Annotated in this window: 17 protein-coding genes; 8 read left to right on the top strand and 9 right to left on the bottom strand. The window is 67.1% G+C overall.

What is annotated here, in order from left to right; genetic code table 11:
• Positions 1-80: 80 nt before the first annotated feature.
• A complete protein-coding gene (gene fabV / locus VG566_RS18280) occupies positions 81-1,340 on the bottom strand; it encodes an enoyl-ACP reductase FabV (RefSeq protein ID WP_041863324.1) in 1,260 nt (419 codons plus the stop codon).
• Positions 1,341-2,087: 747 nt separating this feature from the next.
• Here fabV and VG566_RS18275 point away from each other — a divergent pair.
• Entirely contained in the window at positions 2,088-3,002 is a 915-nt protein-coding gene (locus tag VG566_RS18275; protein WP_241884835.1) for an IS110 family transposase, read from the top strand.
• Positions 3,003-3,281: 279 nt separating this feature from the next.
• Here VG566_RS18275 and secF read toward each other — a convergent pair whose 3' ends face one another.
• The 5 genes from secF to queA all read right to left on the bottom strand — a co-directional run bounded on the left by secF (position 3,282) and on the right by queA (position 8,971).
• The gene (gene secF, locus VG566_RS18270; protein ID WP_014646828.1) at positions 3,282-4,262 is read right to left on the bottom strand and encodes a protein translocase subunit SecF; all 981 of its coding nucleotides are present in this window, start codon (positions 4,260-4,262) and stop codon (positions 3,282-3,284) included.
• Positions 4,263-4,278: 16 nt separating this feature from the next.
• A complete protein-coding gene (gene secD, locus VG566_RS18265; protein ID WP_162292850.1) occupies positions 4,279-6,135 on the bottom strand; it encodes a protein translocase subunit SecD in 1,857 nt (618 codons plus the stop codon).
• A 61-nt stretch (positions 6,136-6,196) separates the two neighbouring features.
• Positions 6,197-6,541 (bottom strand): preprotein translocase subunit YajC, encoded by a 345-nt coding sequence (gene yajC / locus VG566_RS18260; RefSeq protein WP_014036867.1) that lies wholly within the window; start codon positions 6,539-6,541, stop codon positions 6,197-6,199.
• Positions 6,542-6,674: 133 nt separating this feature from the next.
• Positions 6,675-7,805 carry a tRNA guanosine(34) transglycosylase Tgt gene (gene tgt / locus VG566_RS18255; protein ID WP_014646826.1) on the bottom strand — a complete coding sequence of 377 codons (1,131 nt, stop codon included), beginning with the start codon at positions 7,803-7,805 and terminating at the stop codon, positions 6,675-6,677.
• 98 nt (positions 7,806-7,903) lie between these two features.
• On the bottom strand, positions 7,904-8,971 hold the full coding sequence (gene queA / locus VG566_RS18250) for a tRNA preQ1(34) S-adenosylmethionine ribosyltransferase-isomerase QueA (protein WP_014646825.1): 1,068 nt from the start codon (positions 8,969-8,971) through the stop codon (positions 7,904-7,906).
• A 209-nt stretch (positions 8,972-9,180) separates the two neighbouring features.
• On the opposite strand from queA, the gene VG566_RS18245 reads away from it, so the two are divergent.
• Together VG566_RS18245 and VG566_RS18240 are read left to right on the top strand one after the other, a co-directional pair.
• Positions 9,181-10,677: an aminotransferase class III-fold pyridoxal phosphate-dependent enzyme gene (locus tag VG566_RS18245; protein WP_014646824.1), complete on the top strand. Its 1,497-nt coding sequence runs from the start codon at positions 9,181-9,183 to the stop codon at positions 10,675-10,677.
• Between the two features lie 193 nt (positions 10,678-10,870).
• Complete coding sequence (locus VG566_RS18240; RefSeq protein WP_014036864.1) at positions 10,871-11,464, top strand: TIGR00730 family Rossman fold protein; 594 nt, start codon at positions 10,871-10,873, stop codon at positions 11,462-11,464.
• Between the two features lie 19 nt (positions 11,465-11,483).
• On the opposite strand, the gene VG566_RS18235 is transcribed toward VG566_RS18240, so the two are convergent.
• The gene (locus VG566_RS18235) at positions 11,484-14,324 is read right to left on the bottom strand and encodes a bifunctional diguanylate cyclase/phosphodiesterase (RefSeq protein WP_100449884.1); all 2,841 of its coding nucleotides are present in this window, start codon (positions 14,322-14,324) and stop codon (positions 11,484-11,486) included.
• Positions 14,325-14,571: 247 nt separating this feature from the next.
• Here VG566_RS18235 and VG566_RS18230 point away from each other — a divergent pair, with 247 nt between their 5' ends.
• From VG566_RS18230 to VG566_RS18210, 5 genes are all read left to right on the top strand, one after another.
• Positions 14,572-15,090, top strand: coding sequence for an RNA polymerase sigma factor (locus VG566_RS18230; protein ID WP_229653773.1), 519 nt, complete (start codon positions 14,572-14,574; stop codon positions 15,088-15,090).
• Positions 15,087-16,085 carry a hypothetical protein gene (locus VG566_RS18225; protein ID WP_241884836.1) on the top strand — a complete coding sequence of 333 codons (999 nt, stop codon included), beginning with the start codon at positions 15,087-15,089 and terminating at the stop codon, positions 16,083-16,085. The genes VG566_RS18230 and VG566_RS18225 overlap by 4 nt, the downstream gene beginning before the upstream one ends.
• A 40-nt stretch (positions 16,086-16,125) precedes the next feature.
• Positions 16,126-16,722, top strand: coding sequence for an IMPACT family protein (locus VG566_RS18220; protein ID WP_032960562.1), 597 nt, complete (start codon positions 16,126-16,128; stop codon positions 16,720-16,722).
• Positions 16,715-18,487: an ABC transporter transmembrane domain-containing protein gene (locus VG566_RS18215; RefSeq protein ID WP_032960563.1), complete on the top strand. Its 1,773-nt coding sequence runs from the start codon at positions 16,715-16,717 to the stop codon at positions 18,485-18,487. Before VG566_RS18220 ends, VG566_RS18215 begins: the two co-directional genes overlap by 8 nt.
• A 70-nt stretch (positions 18,488-18,557) precedes the next feature.
• Positions 18,558-18,752 (top strand): hypothetical protein, encoded by a 195-nt coding sequence (locus tag VG566_RS18210; protein WP_014646818.1) that lies wholly within the window; start codon positions 18,558-18,560, stop codon positions 18,750-18,752.
• 219 nt (positions 18,753-18,971) lie between these two features.
• Here VG566_RS18210 and VG566_RS18205 read toward each other — a convergent pair whose 3' ends face one another.
• Both VG566_RS18205 and pdxY read right to left on the bottom strand, forming a co-directional pair.
• Positions 18,972-20,096 carry a prephenate dehydrogenase gene (locus tag VG566_RS18205; protein ID WP_032960565.1) on the bottom strand — a complete coding sequence of 375 codons (1,125 nt, stop codon included), beginning with the start codon at positions 20,094-20,096 and terminating at the stop codon, positions 18,972-18,974.
• Positions 20,093-21,001, bottom strand: a complete 909-nt coding sequence (pdxY, locus tag VG566_RS18200; RefSeq protein WP_014646816.1) for a pyridoxal kinase — start codon at positions 20,999-21,001, stop codon at positions 20,093-20,095. Before pdxY ends, VG566_RS18205 begins: the two co-directional genes overlap by 4 nt.
• Positions 21,002-21,522: the final 521 nt, after the last annotated feature.

The following is a 21,522-nucleotide window of genomic DNA, read 5'->3' as shown; positions in this document are numbered from 1 at the left end:
GGGACTCAAGCGAAGAGCAGCCGAGCATGGCTCGGCTCTACACAAACGAGAAGACCGGCGTTCGCCGGCCTTTTCGTTGATCAGGTCATGTCGACCAGATTTTCGATCTTCACGTCCGGATTGACGTCGGCCTCGTAGTCCACGCCCTCCACGCCGAAGCCGAACAGGCGCAGGAAGTCGGCCTTGTAGCCGGCCAGGTCGCTGATCTCGTACAGGTTCTCGTTGGTCACCTGCGGCCACAGCGCGACCACCCTGCCCTGCACATCTGCGGCCATTTCCTTGTAATCGGCGCGCAGGCGGCCTTCCTCATCGATCAGCGCAACGGTGCGGCCATCGCCATCGACCAGGTCGTGGCGCAGGCGATCGATCGCCACGCCGTCGGCCTTGCCGCCGTAGAGGATGTCGTACAGCACGTCCAGCTGTTCGATGCAGCCTTCGTGGGTGCCCTTTTCCTTCATCACCTTGAACAGCAGCGACAGGTACAGCGGCATGGTCGGAATGGCCGAGCTGGCCTGGGTCACCACCGCCTTCAGCACCGATACGCGTGCATCGCCACCGATCTTGGCCAGCTTCTCGCGCAGGCCCAGCACCTTGGTGTCCAGGTCCTTCTTGGCCGCACCGATCGAGCCATTCCAGTAGATCGCCTGGGTGATCTCTTCGCCCACGTAGGTGAAGGCGGTGGTGGTGCAGCCGTTGGCCAGCACGCCGGCATCGGCGAGCGCGTCGATCCACATCTGCCAGTCTTCACCGCCCATCACCGCGACGGTACCGGCGATCTCTTCCGGGGTAGCCGGCTGCAGGTGGGTCTCGGTCAGCACTTCCTTGTCGGTATCCAGGCCACGCAGGGTGATCGGCTCGCCGATCGGCTTCAGCGAGGAGCTGATGATCTCGCCGGTCTTCGGATGCTTGCGGCGCGGCGCCGCCAGGCTGTAGACAACCTGGTCGACCTGGCCGAGATCGGCCTTGATCATTTCGATAGTCTTCGCCTTCACTTCATCGGAGAAGGCATCGCCGTTGATGCTCTTGGCATACAGGCCGGCTTCGTCGGCGTACTTGTGGAACGCAGCCGAGTTGTACCAGCCCGCCGTGCCCGGCTTGGTCTCGCTGCCCGGCCGTTCGAAGAAGATGCCGAGGGTGGCGGCGCCACTGCCAAAGGCAGCGGTGATGCGCGCGGCCAGGCCGTAGCCGGTCGACGCACCGATCACCAGCACCCGCTTGGGACCGTTCTGGATCGGTGGGCGCGCGCGGATGTAGTCGATCTGCTGCTTGACCGCGGCCTCGCAGCCGGTCGGGTGGGTGGTGACGCAGATGAAGCCGCGGACGCGCGGTTTGATGACCATGGATACCTCGGGTTGGCAGATGCGGCGCACGGGGCGCTCAGCAGGAATACGGGCGCGCGCCTGCGCGCGCGAACCGCAGGATCGTAGTGCGCGGGGGACGATTGCACAACCGACGCTGGCGTAGGGTGGGGTTTCTCTTTGCAGGGCTGCACCCTGCACACGCGGTAGTGCCGGCCGCTGGCCGGCAACCTCAACAGCAGCGTCAAAAGCGGGGTTCCTGTGGGTTGGCGGGGTGGATCCGGTTGCGGGGGGCGCTGCAAGTACGTCCATGTAAGCTCGGTCGCCGCATCCATGCGGCTCACGCCCCCGCAACCGGACCCACCCCGCCTTCGACAGATTTCCGCGACCTGTCGGGACAGCATTCTTCTCTGGTGGGTGTCGACCTTGGTCGACACGGTAGATCTGATTCCAGTTTGATTATCGATATCTGACAGATGTGTCGACCAAGGTCGACACCTACCAACAGCCGCAGGAATCTGTCAGAGGCGGGGCGGTGTCGGAGTGCGGGGTGTCAGCCGCATGGATGCGGCTGCCAAGCCTTATCTGATCGGAATCTGGCAGCGTAGGTGTCGAGAGCCGGCGTGGGCCGCCGTGTAAGCCTGGATCTCGACGATCGCCATGTAGCTTGGCGCCCACGCCGGAATCTCCCTTGATCCGCCCGAACAGTTGCTGGAGCTGACACTCGCAGTGATAAGACTGGGCAAGCGGGGGAGCTCTCGACCCTTCCAGACTATACGGAGTCCGGTGATGAACGGGATCGGGATTGATGTCAGCAAGCGCCAACTGGATGTCGGTACGACGGATGGAGAGACCCTGCAGGTCTGGAACAACCGCTCCGGCTTTTCTGAATTGGATGTTTGGCTGAAGAAGCGTCCGGTCAGCCAGATCGTGCTGGAAGCCACCGGCGGTTACGAGCGGCCGGTGCTGGATTTTCTGCACGCAGCGGGCCATCCGGTGGTCCGCGCCAATGCCCTGCGGGCCCGCAGGCTGGCCCAGGGGATGGGCCAGATGGCCAAGACCGACCGGTTGGATGCCTGTGCATTGGCGCAGATGGCGGCCTTGGTGAAACTTCCCGCCTACCAGCCGCTGGAGCCTTGGCAGCAGAAAATGCGGGAATTCGTGCGGGCACGTCGACAGGCGATGCACGCGCTGACCATCGCGCGGCAGCAGCAGGAAATGGTCGGTGATCGTGAATTGCGCCGGCTACTGCAGGCCAACATCACCCGCTTGCAGACGCTGGTTGAACGTCTGGGAAAGCAAATTGCCGAGCAGGTTGCCCAGCAGCCTCAACTGGCTGTCCTGAAGTCGATGAAGGGCGTTGGCCCTGGCCTGCAGGCGGTATTGGCAAGCTATCTTCCCGAACTGGGGAGGATCAGTGGTAAGGCCATCGCCAGCCTGGTCGGTGTGGCCCCCATGTCCCACGACAGCGGAACCATGCGCGGCAAACGAAGCATCCATGGCGGCAGGGCCGAGATCCGCCAGGTGCTTTACATGGCCAGCATGTCGGCCATGCGGCATGAGCCTCGACTGCGCGATTTCTACCAGTCGCTGCGAGCCCGGGGCAAAGAAGGAAAAGTAGCCATCGTGGCGGTGATGCGGAAAATGCTGGTGATTCTCAACGCCCGGGTGCGCGACGCTGAAAACGGGCTGGTCCCTGCCTAAGGCCAGCCAGGGCGCAGACCAAAGGCTGCCGGCCAGCGGCCGGCACTACCGTGCCCGTCTCCAGGAGGGGCCAAGCCCCTCCATCAACACAGTTGCTACACGGACGTACTTGCGGCGTCCCCGCACTCCGACACCGTCCCGCCCAACCACGGAATGCACTCTGTTGCTGTTGCTGTTGCCGGCCAGCGGCCGGCACTACCGTGGGTGCAGGGCTGCAAGCCCTGCACACAAAAAACCCCGCTTGCGCGGGGTTCTCTGTGTGCCGCATGCAGCAGATGCTTACGGGCGACGGGCCAGGGCCTCGACGTCCTTCGCCTTCGGCAGCAGGTCCTGCTTGCTGACGCGCAGGAAGCCGATCGTCAGCATCGGCACCGCGACCAGGATCGAGGACAGCACCACGATCACCGCACCGATCATGTGCGTCTCGGCCAGGCCTTCCATCGACGCACCGCCGTACAGGTACAGGGCAAGCGCCGACAGGAAGAACATCACCGCGGTGATCACCGTACGCGACAGCGTCTGGTTGATCGAACGGTTCAGCACCTCCATCGAGTCCACGCGCAGGCTGCGGAAGTTCTCGCGGACGCGGTCGAACACCACGATGATGTCGTTGATCGCAAAGCCCATCACCGACAGCAGGCCGGCCAGCACGGTCAGGTCGAACTCACGGCCCAGCAGGGACACGTAGGCGACCGTCACGATCAGGTCGAACATCGCCACGATGCTGGCGGTGACCGCGAACTTCCATTCGAAGCGCACCGCGATGTAGATCAGGAAGCCGGCCAGCATGAAGATGGTGGCGTACAGGCCGTTCTTCGCCAGGTCCTTGCCGATCTGCGGGCCGACGAATGCGGTACTCATCACCGTGGCCTGGTTGTCGGCGCTGGACAGCACCTTCACCACGGCCGCGGCGGTGGCCTTGTCCTCGGCAGCGGCATCACCGGTGCCCGGCGCATGCTCGCCGTGCGGCGCCAGGCGGATCAGCAGGTCGGTATTGCCACCGACGCTCTGCACCTGGGCACCGTCGAAGCCGTTCTGCTCCAGCTTGGCGCGGACCTGCTCGACGTCCACGGCCTTCTCGAAACGCGTTTCGATCAGAGTGCCGCCGGTGAAGTCCAGTGCGTAGTTGAAGCCCTTGATGCCGATGATGGCGACCGAGGCCAGGAACACCACGATGGTGACTGCCATGGCGACATGGCGCCAGCGCATGAAGTCGATCTTGGTGTCGTTCGGGAGGATGTGCAGCGGAAACAGTTTCATTGTGCGTGTCGTCCCGTCAGATGGCCACGTTCTGGAGCTTCTTGCGACGGCCGTAGATCAGCGTCGCCAGCGCACGCGACACGGTGATCGCAGTGAACATGGAGGCGAAAATACCGATGATCATGGTCAGCGCGAAGCCCTTCAGCGGACCGGTACCGAATGCGAACAGCGCCACGCCGACGATCAGGCCGGTCAGGTTGGCGTCGAGGATGGTGCCCGAGGCACGCTCGTAACCGGTCACGATCGCGGTCTTGCCCGGCACGCCGGCGCGCAGTTCTTCACGGATACGCTCGTTGATCAGCACGTTGGCGTCCACCGACAGGCCCACCGACAACGCCAGGCCGGCGAAGCCCGGCAGGGTCATGGTGGCGCCGAACAGCGACATCACCGCCACCACGATCAGCAGGTTGAACAGCATCGCCGCCGAGGTGATCACACCGAACATGCGGTAGTAGATGCTGAAGAACACCAGGGTGAACAGGAACGCGAACACCACCGCGCGCATGCCGTTCTTGACGTTCTCGGCGCCCAGGCTCGGGCCGACCACGCGCTCTTCGACGAAGTCCATCGGCGCGGCCAGCGAGCCGGACTTCAGCAGCTTGGCCAGGTCCTCGGCTTCCTTCTTCTGCAGGCCGGTGGTCTGGAAGTTCTTGCCGAACACGCCGTTGATGTTGGCCACCGAGATCACTTCCTCGTTGACCTTGAAGCCACGCACTTCCTGGCCGTCGACGACGGTCACGGTCGGCACGCGTTCGGTGTAGACCACCGCCATCGGCTTGTTCACGTTGGCGCTGGTGAAGTCGAACATGCGCTGGCCGCCGACATTGTTCAGCGTCACGCTGACGGCCGGGGAGCCACTGTTCGAATCGGTCACCGCCTGCGCGCCGACCATCTGGTCACCGGTGACGATCACGCGCTTGTTCAGCAGGATCGGGCCGCGGCCATCACGCTGCTGGTAGACCTTCGCTTCCGGCGGGATGCGGCCGGAATTGATGGCGTCCTGCGCATTGCCCTCGACCACCGCGCGGTACTCCAGGGTGGCGGTGGCGCCGATCATGCGCTTGGCTTCGGCGGTGTCCTGCACGCCCGGCAGCTGCACGACCACACGGTCGGCACCCTGGCGCTGGATGATCGGCTCGGCCACGCCGAGCTGGTTCACGCGGTTGCGCAGGGTGTTGATGTTCTGCTCGATGGCGCCGTTGGCGATCTGCGTGATCTCGGTCTCCGGCACGGTGACCGTGATGCGGTTGCCGCTGACGTCGTAGCCGAGGGTCGGCTGCGCCTTGACCAGGGCGGTACGGGCACGCTGCGCGGCGTCATCGCCGGCGGACGGGCTCAGGTTGGCCACGATGCTGTTGTCCGCGCGGCGTTCCACCGACTGGTAGGCGATGCGCGCGTCACGCAGAGTGCTGCGCACGTCTTCGGTGTAGGCATCCAGGCGCTTGTCGAGGGCGGCCTTCTGGTCGACCTGCAGCACGAAGTGCACGCCACCCTGAAGGTCCAGGCCGAGCACCATCGGGCGACCGCCCAGCCGGGCCAGCCAGTCCGGCACGGTCGAGGCCAGGTTCAGGGCCACCGTGTACTTCTCGCCGACGGTGTCGCGCAGGGCATCGCTGGCCGCAGACTGCGACTTCAGGTCCGGCAGACGGACGATCAGGCTTTCCCCTTCCTTTTCGGCACCGATGGCAGTGACCCCGGCCTTCTTCAGGTCGGCCAGCACACGGTCGCGCAGCGCATCGTCGATCTGCCCGCCACGGTTGGCGGTGATCTGGATGGCCGGGTCCTTCTGGTAGATGTTGGGCAGCGCGTACAGCGCACTGAGCGCCAGTACGATCAGGATGACGACGTACTTCCAGCGTGGAAATTCGAGCATTGCTTGGGTCCCGCGCGGCGCCATCCCCGGCGCCGCGGTTGTGCTTCGGAAAGGGAGTGGCTTACTTGGCCGAATCCAGGGTGCCGGTCGGCAGCACGCTGCCGACAGCGCCCTTCTGCACGCGGATGCGCACGTTCTCGGCCACTTCGATGGTGATGAAGTTGTCGCCGATGTCGGTGACCTTGCCGGCGATGCCGCCGTTGGTCAGCACTTCGTCGCCGCGCTTGATCTTTTCCAGCATGGACTTGTGTTCCTTCTGCCGCTTCATCTGCGGGCGGATCATCAGGAAGTACATGATGGCGATCAGGATGATCGGGAACAGCAGCGTGGTCAGGCCCATGCCCTGCGGTTGGCCGCCGGCGGCCTGGGCGTGGGCGGCGGGAATCAGGAAAGCAAGCAGGTTCATCGTTGGTCCTTTGGTTGGGCGGCGCTCCCGTCCCTTCAGGGACGGGGGTGTCGACCGCGGATCTGGGTCAGCCTTGAAGTATGCCACGGCCCCGGGCGTTCGTCCTTGGGCCGTTTGGCAGGGGGCGTTCGGGTTACAGCGGCGGGGCCACCGCCCCGCGTGCCGCGTAGAAGGACTCACGGAAGGCCAGGAAGGTTCCCGCCTCGATCGCCGCGCGGATGTCGGCCATCAGCTTTTCGTAGTAGAACAGATTGTGCAGGGTGCCCAGCATCGGCGCCAGCATCTCGTTGCAGCGGTCCAGGTGGCGCAGGTAGGAACGGGTGTAGCCGCCGGTGCAGGCCACGCAGCCGCAACCCGGCTCGATCGGGTCCATGTCGCGCGCGTACTGGGAGTTGCGGATGCGGACGGTGCCGAACGAGGTGAAATAGTGGCCGTTGCGGGCGTTGCGGGTCGGCATCACGCAATCGAACATGTCCACGCCACGTGCGACACCCTCGACCAGGTCCTCCGGCCGGCCCACGCCCATCAGGTAGCGCGGGCGGTCGCCCGGCAGCTCCGGGTCCAGGTGGTCGAGCATGGCGTTGCGCTCGTGCTCCGGCTCGCCCACGGCCAGGCCGCCGATGGCGTAGCCGTCGAAGCCGATCGCCTGCAGGGCATCGGCCGAGCGGCTGCGCAGGTCGGTATGCACGCCGCCCTGGACGATGCCGAACAGGGCCGCGTCGTTGCCCAGTTCGTCATGCGCGTTGCGGCTGCGCTGCGCCCAGCGCAGGCTCAACTCCATCGAACGGCGGGCAACGTCCTCGGTGGCCGGGTACGGGGTGCATTCGTCGAAGATCATCACGATGTCCGAATCGAGCACCTTCTGGATCTTCATGCTCTCCTCGGGACCGAGGAAGACCCGTGCGCCGTCGGTCGGCGAGGCGAAGGTCACGCCCTGCTCGGTGATCTTGCGGCGGTGCGCCAGCGAGAACACCTGGAAGCCGCCGGAGTCGGTCAGGATCGGGCCATCCCAGCGGCAGAAGCCGTGCAGGCCGCCGTGGTCGGCGATGATGTCCAGGCCCGGGCGCAGGTACAGGTGGAAGGTATTGCCGAGGATGATCTCGGCGCCCAGCGCGCGCACCTGGTCCGGCAGGATGCCCTTGACCGAGCCATAGGTCCCCACCGGCATGAAGGCCGGCGTTTCCACCGTGCCACGCGGGAAGGTCAGGCGGCCACGGCGGGCACGGCCGTCGCGGGTCTGGAGCTGGAACTGCAATCGGGACATGGAGCGGTCATTGGGGCAAATAGTTGCCTATTGTCTCCCAAGAAGGCGTGCGCACCAAGGTGCGCACCCACATGGGGCCCCTGCCCTCCCGGGGCGCGCTACCCCGCCTGCGGGAACAGCAGCATCGCGTCGCCGTAGCTGAAGAAGCGGTAGCGCTGCTCGATCGCGTGCTGGTAGGCCTCGAACACGCGCTCCTTGCCGGCAAACGCGGAGATCATCATCAGCAGCGTGCTTTCCGGCAGGTGGAAGTTGGTCACCATCGCGTCCACGCTGCGGATGCGGTAGCCGGGGGTGATGAAGATCTGCGTCTCGCCGGCGAACGGCAGCAGCTCGCCATCGCGCATCGCGCTTTCCAGCGCGCGCACCACGGTGGTGCCGACGCCGATCACGCGGCCGCCGGCGGCGCGCGTGCGCCGCACCTGCTGCACCAGTTCTGCACCGACATTCAGCCACTCGCGGTGCATCACGTGGTCCTTCAGGTCTTCGGCACGCACCGGCTGGAAGGTGCCCGCGCCCACGTGCAGGGTGACGTGGCCGAACTCCACGCCCTTTTCCTTCAGTGCGGCCAGCAACGGTTCGTCGAAATGCAGGCCCGCGGTCGGTGCCGCCACCGCGCCCACTTCACGCGCGAACACGGTCTGGTAGCGCTCGCGGTCGTCCACGCCCGGCTCGCGCTGGATGTACGGCGGCAGCGGCAGGCGGCCGGCATGCAGCAGCCATTGTTCCAGCGATTCCGGCACATGGAACTGCAGCACGTAGAACTCGCCATCGCGGCCCAGCACCTCGGCTTCGCCACCGGCATCCAGCGCGATGCGGCTGCCGGCCTTCGGCGACTTGCTGGCGCCCACCTGGGCACGGGCCTGCTGGCCGCCGAGCAGGCGCTCGATCAGGATCTCCACGCGGCCACCGCTGGCCTTCTGCCCGAACAGACGCGCCGGGATCACCCGGGTGTCGTTGAACACCAGCAGGTCGCCCGGCTGCAGCAGCGATGGCAGGTCGCGCACCTGCAGGTCGGTGAACGCGGCGGGGGCTTGCGGCACCAGCAGCAGGCGGCTGGCGGAACGCTCGGCCAGGGGCGCCTGCGCGATCAGTTCGGCCGGCAGGTCGTAGTTGAAATCGGACTTCTTCAAGGCAGTGGGCGGCAACAGGTCGACAATGGCGCGCATTGTACGTCCAGCGTCTGCGAGCCGGCGTGCTTCGCGGCGAACGTCGCGCAAAATGCTGCTATGCAGCAGGTTTTTGCGGGGTTATCGCGCAAAAAAACAAGTGCTAGCATCGAGTCGGAAGTCCGCTGCACGAGCCTGCCCCCAAGCGCGCGTTGACGCGCGTTTTGCTTTTGAAGGCCCGTGCGACCCATCGTTTCAGGAGATCTGCAATGAGCTTCATCGAACGCCTCGCCCCCCTGCGCACCCAGCCCGGCACCCGCCTCACCACCGGCCTGGACGACGCCACCCTGACCGCCCTGTCCGTCCGCCACCCGCAGCTGATCGCCGCAGTGGATGCCGCCGCCGAGGAGTTCGCGCGCGTGCAGGCCGACCTGGGGCCGCTGCTGGCGCAGGACGAACAGGCGCAGATCGACGCGATGCAGGACGGCTTCGTCAATTTCTACGCCGATGATGCAGTGACCCCGTACGTGGCGCTGGCCGCGCGTGGCCCCTGGGTGGTCACCCTGAAGGGCGCGGTGCTGTACGACGCCGGCGGCTACGGCATGCTCGGCTTCGGGCACACCCCGGATGCCGTGCTGGAGGCGATGGCACGCCCACAGGTGATGGCCAACATCATGACCCCCAGCCTGTCGCAGCAGCGCTTCATCACGGCCCTGCGCGCTGAGATCGGCCACCGCCGTGGCGGCTGCCCGTTCGCGCGCTTCATGTGCCTGAATTCCGGCTCCGAGGCGGTTGGCCTGGCAGCGCGCATCGCCGACGTCAACGCCAAGCTGCAGACCGACCCGGGCGCGCGCCACGCCGGCGCCACGATCAAGCGCGTGGTGGTCAAGGGCAGCTTCCATGGCCGTACCGACCGCCCTGCCCTGTATTCCGACTCCAGCCGCAAGAGCTACATGCAGCACCTGGCCAGCTACCGCGGCGAGGATTCGGTGATCACCGTGGCGCCGTACGACGAGGCCGGCCTGCGCAAGGTGTTCGAGGACGCCGCACGCAACCAGTGGTTCATCGAGGCGGTGTTCCTGGAACCGGTAATGGGCGAAGGCGACCCGGGCCGTTCGGTGCCGCCGGCGTTCTATGCCGTGGCCCGTGAGCTGACCCGTGCGCACGGCAGCCTGCTGCTGCTGGACTCGATCCAGGCTGGTCTGCGCGCGCATGGCGTGCTGTCGGTGGTCGATTACCCGGGCTTCGAAGGCCTGGATCCGCCGGACATGGAGACCTACTCCAAGGCGCTCAACGCCGCGCAGTACCCGCTGTCGGTGCTGGCGGTGACCGAGCACGCCGCGCAGCTGTACCGCAAGGGCATCTACGGCAACACCATGACCAGCAACCCACGCGCGCTGGACGTGGCCTGTGCCACCCTGGCGCAGCTGACCCCGCAGGTGCGTGCCAACATCGCCGAACGCGGTGCCGAGGCCGTGCGCAAGCTGGAACAGCTCAAGAGCGAACTGGGTGGCCTGATCACCAAGGTGCAGGGCACCGGCCTGCTGTTCTCCTGCGAGCTGGCCCCGCAGTTCAAGTGCTACGGCGCCAATTCCACCGAGGAATGGCTGCGCCAGCACGGCATCAACGTGATCCACGGCGGCGAGAATTCGCTGCGCTTCACCCCGCACTTCGGCATGGACAGCGATGAGCTGGACCTGCTGGTCGGCATGGTGGGCCGCGCCCTGCGTGAAGGCCCGCGTCGCGAACAGGCGGCTGCCGCGTAAGCCTGCTTGGCGTTTGTAGAGTCGAGCCATGCTCGACTCAGCCTTTGCCGCGATCTGAACGAAGCGCAGCCGAGCGTGGCTCGGCTCTACAGAAGGCCTGTCAAGGCCTCATAATCCACCGACACCCCGTCCCTGACCGCCCTGCGGTTGGCGACGGGGCGTTTTCGTTTCCGGCCAAGAGACAGGAAGATCCATGAAATCGATCTGTGTGTACTGTGGTTCCAACGCTGGCAGCAAGCCGGCCTACACCGAACGCGCCATTGCCCTGGGTGATCGCATCGCCCGTGACGGCCTGCGCCTGGTGTATGGCGGCGGCAACGTCGGCCTGATGGGAACCGTGGCCAATGCCGTGCTCGCCGCCGGCGGGGAGGTGACCGGCGTGATCCCGCGCCAGCTGGCCGACTGGGAAGTGGCCCACCGCGGCCTGACCGAACTGGAGATCGTCGGTTCGATGCATGAGCGCAAGTCGCGCATGTTCGACCTCGCCGATGGCTTCGTCGCCCTGCCCGGCGGCTTCGGCACCATGGAAGAGATCTTCGAGATGCTGACCTGGCGCCAGCTGGGCATCGGCAACAAGCCATGCGCCTTTCTCGACGTCGAAGGCTTCTACGCCCCGCTGATCGGCATGATCGATCGCATGGTGGAAGAGCGCTTCCTGCATCCGGACCAGCGCCAGGACCTGTGGTACGGCTCGGACATCGAGGAAATGCTGGAGTGGATGCAGAACTACCAGCCGGCCCAGGCTTCCAAGTGGATCGACGAGAAGCGTCGCTCCGCCCTGCGCTGAGGTGACCCGGCGCGGTGGCTCAGGCCACCGCGCCGTCCCACGGCGCCGGGCGGCCCAGCAGGTAGCCCTGGCCGTAGTCGCAACCAAGTTCGCGCAGCGTCTGCCGCTGCGCTTCGGTCTCGATGCCTTCGCCGATGGTTTCGATGCCCAAGGTGCGGGCCAGTGACAGCACGCCCTCGACCAGCGCGCGTGTGCTCTGCACTTCCGGCCCATGCAGGCCGGCGATGAAGCTCTGGTCGATCTTCAACGTGCTGATCGGGAAGCGGTGCAGGTAGGACAGTGCCGAGAAGCCGGTACCGAAATCGTCCAGCTGTACCTGGATGCCACGCTCGCGCAGGCCCTGCAGGATGCGCAGCGTGTGCGGGCCATCATCCAGCAGCGCCACCTCGGTAATCTCCAGGCGCAGCCGGCGCGGGTCGGCACCGCATGCATCGAGCAGGCCGAACAGGCGGCCACTGAACTCGGCCGAGCGGAAATGGCGTGGCGATACGTTCACCGAGACATAGCCGTGGCCGCCTTCGGCCAGTCCCGCGATGACCTGTTCGTAGATCAGCCAGTCGACCTGCTCGATCAGGCCGCTTTCCTCGCCCAGCTCCAGGAACGCCCCGGGCAGCAACAGGCCACGGCGCTCGTGCTGCCAGCGCAGCAAGGCCTCGTGCCCCACCACTTCGCCATCGGACAGGCGCACGATCGGCTGGTAGAACGGCACGAAGTCGCGGTTGTTGATCGCACGCCGCAGATCCGCTTCCAGGTCCAGGCTGCGCATCGCTTCTTCGCGCATGTCTTCGTCGAAGATCGCGCAGCGGTCATGACCCTGCGCCTTGGCCCGGTACATCGCCGCGTCTGCGTCGCGCAGCAGTTCTTCACCGGTCCGGTAGCGCGGGTTCCACAAGGCGATGCCCAGGCTGCCGGACGGGAACAGTTCGCGCCCGGCGATCCACATCGATTCCTGCAGTGCCAGCAACAGCCGCTGGCCGAACTCCAGCGCCTGTGCCAGCCCCTGCGGACACTGCAGCAGCACCGCGAACTCATCGCCGCCCAGCCTCGCCACCACGTCATCGGTGCCGGCCATCGATACGATGCGCTTGGCCACCTCCACCAGCATGCGATCGCCGGCAGCGTGGCCGATGCTGTCGTTGACCAGCTTGAAGCGGTCCAGGTCGAGGAACAGCACGGCGAACACCGGCCCACCCTCGCGTTTGGCCAGCGCCAGCGCATCCTGCAGGCGATCGAGCAGGTGCAGGCGGTTGGGCAGGCCGGTCAGCGCATCGTGCATGGCCTGATGGGTCAGGCGCTGCTCGGCACGCAGGCGCTCGCCGATCTGCCCGAGCAGCTTCTCGTTGACCTCGGCCAGCTCGCGGGTACGTTCCTCCACGCGCTTTTCCAGCTCGGCATGCGCCGAACGCAGCTGCTGCTGGTCGCGCTGGCGCGCCAGCCCGGTTCCGATGTTCTGTGCGACGAAGGTCAACAAGCGCTGATCGTGCACGCTGAACGTGCTGTTCTCGCTGTAGCTCTGCACCACGATCGCGCCGACCACCTCGTCATCGCGCAGCAGCGGCACGCCCAGCCAGCAATGCGAACGTGCGCCCGATTCGCGCACTTCGCCGCTGGCCAGCAGTGCGTCGATCTGCTGCCGCGAAGCCAGCAACGGACGCCGGTTGCGCACCACGTACTCGGTCAGGCCGCGGCTGAACGGGCGTGGCGCACGGCTGGCGTTGTGCTCGTCCACCGAGTAGACGAAGTCCAGGCCGCTGCCGGCCCCGTTCACCAGCGCGATGTAGAAATTGCGCGCGTCAAGCAGGCGCCCGACCACGCCATGCACCTGCCCGTAGAACTGGGCCAGGCTGTCGGCCGACATCGCCATCTCGGCGATGTTGTACAGCGCGGTCTGCAGCTGCTCTGCGCGGCGGCGCTCGGCCACTTCATCCTGCAGGCTGTGGTTGGCACGCTGCAGCTCCAGCGTGCGCCGCTCCACCTGCTGTTCCAGCCGGACCTGCGCCTGGCGCCGGTCCATCGCGGTCTGCACGTGCTGCGCGACAAAACCCAGCAGCGCCCGCTCGGCCTCGCCATAACGGGCCGCCAGCTCATAGCTCTGCACCACGATGGCGCCGCATACCCGGCCATCGCGCAGCATCGGCACGCCCAGCCAGTCGAGGCTCTCCGGTCCACGCTGCGGGTCGTGCTCCTGCTCGACCACGCGCGCCAGCAACTCGCGCGAGGGGCCGCTGAGCGGCTTGCCGTGGCGCAGCAACGCCACGGTCAGGCTGCGCGGCATCTCGTCGGCGTCATGGCTCTGCGACGGATCGGCGACGAAGTCATCGACCTGGTCGGCGAAGTACAGGAAGCGGATCTGGTCGCGGACATCGTCGTACTCGACGATGTAGCAGTTTTCCGCGTACATCAGTGTGCCAAGCACGCCGTGCACGTGACGCAGCATCTCCGACATCTCCAGGTCGGCGCCAGCCAGATCGGCGATCTGGAACAGCGCCTGCTGCAGCCGTTCAGCTTCTTCCAGCGCCTTGATCTGCCCGGCCTGGCGACCGCGCTGCAGCGCCAGCTCCATGGCCTGCCGGGCCAGCCCCCACCACGCCGCTGAAGGCACGGCGCCTTCGACCGACAACTGCAGGCGGGCACCGTCATATTCCCAGCCATGGCAACCGTTGCCCACGCCGGGCACCGTCAACGCGTCGGCCGCCGCGACAGCCGGCCAGCCGCCCTGTCCGCGGCCCAGCTGCGGGTCATCCCAGCCAACGCGGACCACGGCCGAGTCCGGCAGCAGCGCATGCAATGCGCGCACCAGCGCCGTGCTCAGCACGGCCTCGTGTGGTGGCTCTTCCGCCGGTTCAACGTGCGTGGACAAATGACAATCTCTCGGCGCCGTCTGTGCGTCGCCTCCCCTGAGCCGCCGAGCATAGCGCGCCACCCGGGGGGCAATGGAAGCCCGTAAACCCCGAATCGTGCGCCCGTACGTTTTTCCTCCTGCCCGTAGCCGCTTCCACGCCATGAACCTCGCCCTGCCCGCCCCCGTCACCGGCTATGCGCCACCGCCTGCAGGCCTTACCCTGTACGGCGTGGAAGCCAGCGCACTGCCAACCGATGAAGCCTTGATGCTGGCCTGGGCCGGTGGCGACCTGCGCGCGTTCGAAAGCCTGTATGCACGCCATCGCAAGCGCCTGTTCGGCTTCCTGCTGCGGCAACTGCGCGACAACGCGTTGGCCGAGGAGATCTTCCAGGATGTCTGGCAGCGGGTGATCAGCGCGCGCGCGGGCTGGCAGCCTGACGCTGCATTCAGCACCTGGCTGTTCCGCATCGCCCACAACCGCCTGAACGACCACTGGCGGGCCGCTCGCCATCGCCCTGCCGCACCGGCCGACGCCGACCTGCGCCTGGCCGCGATCGAGGACGGGCAGACCCCGGAAGCCGAGCTTTCCGAATTCGAACAACGTCGCCGCATCCAGCTGGCGATGGAGCAACTGCCGCCCGAGCAGCGCGAAGTGCTGCAGCTGCGGCTGGATCAGGAACTGAGCCTGGAGGAGATCGGCCAGATCACCGGCGTAGGCCGGGAAACCGTGAAATCGCGGCTGCGCTATGCGATGGACAAGCTGCGTGCGGGATTGAACGCATGAACCGAGACGAACCGCTGACGCCGGAAGAACGCGAGCTGGCCCGGCTGCTCGGCCGTCGCGCCGAGCAGGCTCCGCCCGCCGCACTGGACGCTGCCATCCTGGCCGCGGCCCGCGCTGCCGTGGACGCGCCGGCGGCCGATGCTGCTGTCTCCGCCGAGGGGCCGCGCAGGCAGCGCACACGTCCGCGTTGGCCGGCGGTGTTCGGCATCGCCGCCTCGATGGTGTTCGCCATCGGCATCGCCTGGCAGCTGCGCCCGGAACCGCCGCCGGTTCCGGCAGGCGAGGCCGCTGTTGCCGCGGCGCCCGCTGCGGCAGACGTCGCGGCCGCCGATCAAGCCGCTGGGAGCAGTCCAGCCGACAGCGCGGTTGCCGCATCGGAAACGGCCACCGAACCTGCAGCACCCGAGGCGGCCCCTGTTGCCGCTCCCCCGGCGCCGTCCGTCGCGCGGGTAGCCAAGCCTGCGCCGACCGAGACTGCTGAAGCTCCGGCCCAGGCTGCACGATCGATGGCGGCGGATGCGGCCGCCGATACGTCCTTTGCGGCGCTCCCGCCTGCTCCGGCCACCGCACCGGCAGCGGCACCGCCCGCGCCTCCCGCACCGGCTGCCTACTCAGCACCTGCACCGGCATTGGCGCCGGCCCCGGCAGGGGCGCTGAAAGCACGCACCGCCGAGGCGCCAATGGCCAACGCTGCCGATGCGGAACGGGCGCAGGCACTGGATCGGGTAGAGATCACCTCGATGAAGCGGCAGTCCCCGAGCCGCTCCGCGCCCGGCGTCATGCGCCGCGGCGCCGACGCGCGGCTCAGTGCGGATGCCGTGCAGGCCGAGGTGGACGCCGATGCACAGCTGCCGCGACGGCAGTGGCTGCAGAAGATCCGCGCGCGCCGCGATGACGGCCAGCGCGACCTGGCCCGCGCCAGCCTGGAGCGCTATGTGCAGCAGTATCCGGAAGCGCGCCTGCCGCGCGACCTGCGCCCGCTGCTGGACGACTGAAGCGGGCAGTGACCTCCGGCGACCCCGTAGAATGGCGGGAATGCCCGATACCCTCGCCCAGCCGGTAAGCCACACGCTGGAAGTCAAACACAGCCGCTTCATTGCCCATGCCGCGCCGATCGATGGCGCCGCGGCAGCATTGGCGTTCCTGCAACAGGTGGCCGTAGCCGACGCAACCCACAACTGCTGGGCCTACCGGCACGGCCAGGACTACCGCTCCAGTGACGATGGCGAGCCCGCCGGCACCGCTGGGCGGCCGATCCTGGCTGCGATCGACGGCCAGGGCTTCGACCGGGTGATGGTGGTCGTGACGCGCTGGTTCGGCGGTATCAAGCTGGGCGCCGGTGGACTGGTGCGCGCCTACGGTGGCGCCGCCGCCGAATGCCTGCGTACCGCCCCGCGCTTGCCGCTGGTGGCGATGGCCCGGCTGCAGCTGTTGGCCGGCTTCGAGGATCTGGGCACCCTGCATGCCACCCTTCCCAGCTTCGGCGCCGTGAAGCGCGATGAACAGTTCGATGCCAACGGCGTGTGCCTGCGGGTCGAATTGCCGGCCGATCAGGTCGATGCATTGAAAATCCGCCTGCGCGACGCCACCCGTGACCGTATCCGCATACAAGACGACGACCAGGATGACTGACAAGGACGACGCCCCCGCCTCGGCCCCACCGCTGCGCCGCCTCGGCAGCCTGCGGACGCTGTGGCCGTTCGTGCGCCGCCACAGCGGGCTGTTCACCGCCTGGCTGCTGGCCCTGGCGGTCTCTTCGGCCGCCACGCTGAGCCTGCCCCCCGCCGTGAAGCAGATGATCGACCACGGCTTCACCAGCGGTGGCCAGATCAACCGTGCCTTCGCCCTGCTGATGCTGGTGGCGGTGGTGCTGGCACTGGCAACGGCCGCACGGTTCTTCTTCGTGTCGCTGCTGGGCGAAAAAGTCGTGGCCGACCTGCGCAGCCGCCTGTACGCACACCTGATCCAGCTCGGTGCCGGTTTCCATGACCGCAGCCGCAGCGGCGAACTGGTCTCGCGCCTGACCGCTGACAGCGAACTGCTGCGCAGCGTGGTCGGCTCGACCATGTCGGTCGCCCTGCGCAGCAGCGTCACCGTGGTCGGCAGCCTGGCCATGCTGTTCGTCACCAGCCCCAGGCTGGCGGCATGGTCGCTGCTCGGCATCCCACTGGCGGTACTGCCGATCATCATCGGCGCGCGCAAGCTGCGCACGGTTGCACGCAGCAGCCAGGACCGCATCGCCGATGCCAACAGCCTGGCCAGCGAGACGCTGGGCGCCGTGCGCACGGTGCAGGCACATGCACGCGAGCCTTACGAGCGCGGACGCTTCGACAAGGCACTGGGCGATGCCATCGGCGCCGCGCGCCGACGCATCGGTGCGCAGTCGCTGGTCACCGCCAGCGCCATCCTGCTGGTGTTCGGCGCCATCGTTGGCGTGCTGTGGCTGGGCGCGCACGATGTCATCGACGGGCGCCTCAGTGCCGGCACGCTGGGCCAGTTCGTGCTGTACGCGCTGATCGGCGGCGGCTCGGTGGGCGCGCTGGCCGAAGTGTGGAACGAACTGCAGCGTGCAGCCGGTGGCATGGGCCGCATTGGCGAGCTGCTGCAGGAAGACATCGAGATCCGTGCGCCGGCGCAGCCGCACGTTCTGCCGCAACCATTGCGCGGCGAAATCCAGTTCGACGACGTGGTGTTCCACTACCCGCAACGTCCGGACCAGGCCGCGCTGGACCACTTCAACCTGCATGTCCGCCCGGGCGAGACGGTGGCCCTGGTCGGCCCGTCGGGCGCGGGCAAGAGCACGGTGCTGTCGATGCTGCTGCGCTTCCACGATCCGGCCAGCGGCCGCATCTGCGTGGATGGCATCGACGTACGCCAGGTCGATCCGGCCGAGCTGCGCGCGCAGCTGGCGCTGGTGCCGCAGCAGCCGACGCTGTTTGCGGCCAGTGCGCGCGACAACATCCGCTATGGCCGCCTGCAGGCCAGTGACGCCGAGGTCGAAGCTGCCGCGCGTGCGGCCGAGGCCGATGGCTTCCTGCGCGCGTTGCCGCAGGGCTACGACAGTGAGCTGGGCGAACGCGGTGCGCGCCTGTCCGGTGGCCAGCAGCAGCGCGTGGCGATTGCCCGCGCACTGCTGAAGGACGCGCCGATCCTGCTGCTCGATGAAGCCACCAGCGCGCTGGACGCACAGAGCGAGCACAGCGTGCAGCAGGCGCTGGAGCGGCTGATGGCCGGTCGCACCACGCTGGTCATCGCCCACCGCCTGGCCACCGTGCTCAAGGCCGACCGCATCGTGGTGATGGACCAAGGCCGCATCGTCGCCGAAGGTACCCATGCCCAGCTTCTGGCCGAAGGCGGACTGTACGCTGAACTGGCACGACTGCAGTTCATCGATTGATGACGGCCGGCTAACATCGGCCGGACCAAGCTGGCCTCGCATCAGCAGCATCCGCTGAAGGAGGTACGCGATGTCGTTCCGTCAGTTCCCTGCAGTCGACAGCAATGGCGAAAGCCACATCATCATCGAGTTCAAGCCCGAGGCGAATGGCAGCGGGCATCACTCTGAATCCACGCCGCGTTACGAGCTGGATGACGGGCGTCATCTGGTTCGCAATGGCCGCGAATTCACCACCAGCGGTGGCGAACTGCGGTTGATGATCTAGCGCTGCCCACCTTGGTGGGCACTGGCCGTGTCGCCCTGCTCTGGTAGGTGTCGACCTCGGTCGACACGCGCTTTGCCAAGGGCAGTCGAGCACGGCTCGACTCCACAAGAAGGCGTGATCAATTTTTCACCAAGCATCTTGACAGCCTTGCCTGACAAGGGCTGCGCAGGGTTATCCACACGTTTGCTCAGAAACCATCCACACCGCCTGTGGATGAATTCAGCCCAGCACCCGTCCGATGCCGCTGGCGTCCACGTCGGCCGCGGCCCGGGTGATCGCCGCCGGATCGCTGCCGGCCACGAATCCGATGCGGAAGTGCACTTCACCGCCGGGCGTGCGCGAGGAATGGATCGAAGCCAGGCTGATGCCATGCTGCTCGAACACGTTCAACAGCTCGCGCAGCGAGCCAGGCCGGTCCTCCGGCAGGTGCACCGACAGCGCGTTGCGCTCGGTCAGATCGGCCAGCAGATACCCCACGCGTTCGAACGTGTAGTTGCCATCCGCCAGGGCCTGCTCGCCGAAGGCACTGCGATTGGCTGACAGCAGCTGCTCACGGAATGCAGCCCGTGCGCCGTCGTCGCCCTGTCCGACCTGCACCTGCAGGGCCTGCAGCTGCCCCACCAGCCGCTCCAGCATCGGCGCCACGTACGGGTTGCCGAACTGGATGTCTTCGTAGATCGCCGGATTCAGCGACAGGATGCGCGAGATGATCGCCGTATCCAGCTCGAACGACGCCGAACGGTACGGCATCATCGCGGCCAGATCGCCCAGCTGCGGCTGGTACTGGCGCAGCACGCCTGCCTGCGCCAGGTGGGTGGCATGCACCATCGCCTGCACCAGCGCCATCATCTGGTCGTGGTGCTGCGGCGTCGCGCGCACGCACTCGGCCTGCAGCGCGGTGCACAGCGTATCGACCCATGCCCGCCAGTGCTGCAGCCGCGCTTCGCAGACCACCATCACCCGCCCCTTCAGGGTCGGCGCCTTGGGTGGCGCGGTCATCGGGTGCAGTCCGACCACTTCGGCCTGCGAGGCCAGCATCGCCTGCACCGGTGCCTCCTTTACCGAGGTCACATCCAGCCACAGCCTGCCCTGCTCGCGGCCCGCCGATTGCCGCACGTACTCGGCGATCAACGCCGGCGTGTGCCGGATCGGTGCCGAGAACACCAGTACATCGGCCTGCGCCAGCAGGTGTTCCGGCGTGTGCGAGTCCGGGTCGGCCGGGTCATGGCCGATCACCTGCAGCTGCAGGTGCTGCTGGAAGAAGCGGCACAGCCAGCGCCCATAGGCACCAGCACTGCCGACGATGCCAACCGTGCGCGGCGTGCGTGGATCCAGGCCGCTCATGCCACGCGTTCAGCGCGGAAGCGCGTTCCTTCGGCCAGCGCCGCCGGCGCGGCAGCGATCACGTCGAACTCCTCGAAGCCGTTGTCCAGGGTCGCCTCCAGCGCCGCATGGGTGCCGGCAATCGCGCGCGAAATCGCCTGCTGCATCGACTCACCGCGCAGCAGGAACGACACCACCAGCGACATCAGCACGTCACCGGTACCGGCCACGTCCACCGGCAGCAGCGGTGAGGTCCAGCGCCAGGTTTCCTCGTGCCCGACCGCCAGGGTGACCAGCTCACCCGGGTTGCCGCCTACGCTGTGCGCGATCACCCAGTGCGGGCCACGATCCAGCAGCGTGCGCGCGGCGGCGATGGCATCGGCCTCGGCCAGTGCCGGCATGCCGGTCAGGCGATTCAGTTCGAAGGCATTGGGCGTCACCAGCCAGGCGTGCGGCAGCAGGCGCTCGGCGAAGATCGCTTCCAGGCCCGGTTCCACGTAGGGTCCGGTATGGGTATCACCGATCACCGGGTCCAGGCAGTAACGCAGCTGTGGGCAGGCCGGCAGGATGTTGTCCAGCCAGTCGGCGAAGGCCGCACCGTTGGCGGTGCTGCCGAAGTAACCGGACACCAGCATCTTCGCCCGCTGCGGCAGGCCACGCTCGTGGGTACCCAGCAGCAGGTCGGCAAACCAGTCGGCGGGCAGCACGCGGCCCCGCGTAGTGTCGTAGAACGGCGCATTGCTCAGCAGCACGGTCGGGATTTCGGCGACGCGCACGCCCAGTGCGCGCATCGGCGGGACGGCGGCACTGTTGCCGGCGTGGCCGTACACAAGTTGCGACTGGACCGAGATGACATCGATCGGCGACGGCCCATCCGGCCGCTGGCGGCGGCCGTGGACCAGGTGGTTATCAAGGGATTCGCTCATGGCCGCATTCTACGCCCAAGGGAGTTTTCGGCAGGGCTTGCAGCCCTGCACCTGCCGAAGGCGAAGCCGAAGCAATATCAAGAGCCGCATTCCGTGGGATGGCGGGGCGGTGTGGGTGGTCAGGACACGCCGTAAACCCCCCTCCGGGGTCCGGCCCAGCCGCTGGCGGCTGTGCGTTCGGGCGCTTGCGAAGCAGTGCTTCGCAGGCGAAGCGCCCTCACCCATGGGGGCTCGATGGCGCCATCCATGGCGCCAACGGTCCTGCCCACCCACACCGCCCCGCCTCTGACAGATTCCCGCGACTGTTGGTGGGTGCCGACCGTTGGTCGGCACATCTGTGGGATACCGAAATAAATCGGGGTCAGATCCGTTTTCCTTCGGAAAACGGATCTGACCCCAAGAGCCGTTCCGACGGATCGCAGGAAACTGTCGAAGGCGGGGTGGGTCCGGTTGAGGGGGCGTGAGCCGCATGGATGCGGCGACCGAGCTTACATGGACGTACTTGCAGCGTCTCCCGCAGC

The sequence above is a fragment of the Stenotrophomonas sp. CASM114 genome (assembly GCF_049384325.1).
In the GTDB taxonomy this organism is placed as follows: Bacteria; Pseudomonadota; Gammaproteobacteria; order Xanthomonadales; family Xanthomonadaceae; genus Stenotrophomonas; species Stenotrophomonas muris.
This window is presented reverse-complemented; position numbering and strand designations above follow the sequence as displayed.

Bases quoted from the DNA above. Each gene is read 5' to 3' on its own strand.
- fabV (WP_041863324.1), bottom strand. From the start codon at position 1,340: ATGGTCATCAAACCGCGCGTCCGCGGCTTCATCTGCGTCACCACCCAC.
- VG566_RS18275 (WP_241884835.1), top strand. From the start codon at position 2,088: ATGAACGGGATCGGGATTGATGTCAGCAAGCGCCAACTGGATGTCGGT.
- secF (WP_014646828.1), bottom strand. From the start codon at position 4,262: ATGAAACTGTTTCCGCTGCACATCCTCCCGAACGACACCAAGATCGAC.
- secD (WP_162292850.1), bottom strand. From the start codon at position 6,135: ATGCTCGAATTTCCACGCTGGAAGTACGTCGTCATCCTGATCGTACTG.
- yajC (WP_014036867.1), bottom strand. From the start codon at position 6,541: ATGAACCTGCTTGCTTTCCTGATTCCCGCCGCCCACGCCCAGGCCGCC.
- tgt (WP_014646826.1), bottom strand. From the start codon at position 7,805: ATGTCCCGATTGCAGTTCCAGCTCCAGACCCGCGACGGCCGTGCCCGC.
- queA (WP_014646825.1), bottom strand. From the start codon at position 8,971: ATGCGCGCCATTGTCGACCTGTTGCCGCCCACTGCCTTGAAGAAGTCC.
- VG566_RS18245 (WP_014646824.1), top strand. From the start codon at position 9,181: ATGAGCTTCATCGAACGCCTCGCCCCCCTGCGCACCCAGCCCGGCACC.
- VG566_RS18240 (WP_014036864.1), top strand. From the start codon at position 10,871: ATGAAATCGATCTGTGTGTACTGTGGTTCCAACGCTGGCAGCAAGCCG.
- VG566_RS18230 (WP_229653773.1), top strand. From the start codon at position 14,572: ATGCTGGCCTGGGCCGGTGGCGACCTGCGCGCGTTCGAAAGCCTGTAT.
- VG566_RS18225 (WP_241884836.1), top strand. From the start codon at position 15,087: ATGAACCGAGACGAACCGCTGACGCCGGAAGAACGCGAGCTGGCCCGG.
- VG566_RS18220 (WP_032960562.1), top strand. From the start codon at position 16,126: ATGCCCGATACCCTCGCCCAGCCGGTAAGCCACACGCTGGAAGTCAAA.
- VG566_RS18215 (WP_032960563.1), top strand. From the start codon at position 16,715: ATGACTGACAAGGACGACGCCCCCGCCTCGGCCCCACCGCTGCGCCGC.
- VG566_RS18210 (WP_014646818.1), top strand. From the start codon at position 18,558: ATGTCGTTCCGTCAGTTCCCTGCAGTCGACAGCAATGGCGAAAGCCAC.
- VG566_RS18205 (WP_032960565.1), bottom strand. From the start codon at position 20,096: ATGAGCGGCCTGGATCCACGCACGCCGCGCACGGTTGGCATCGTCGGC.
- pdxY (WP_014646816.1), bottom strand. From the start codon at position 21,001: ATGAGCGAATCCCTTGATAACCACCTGGTCCACGGCCGCCGCCAGCGG.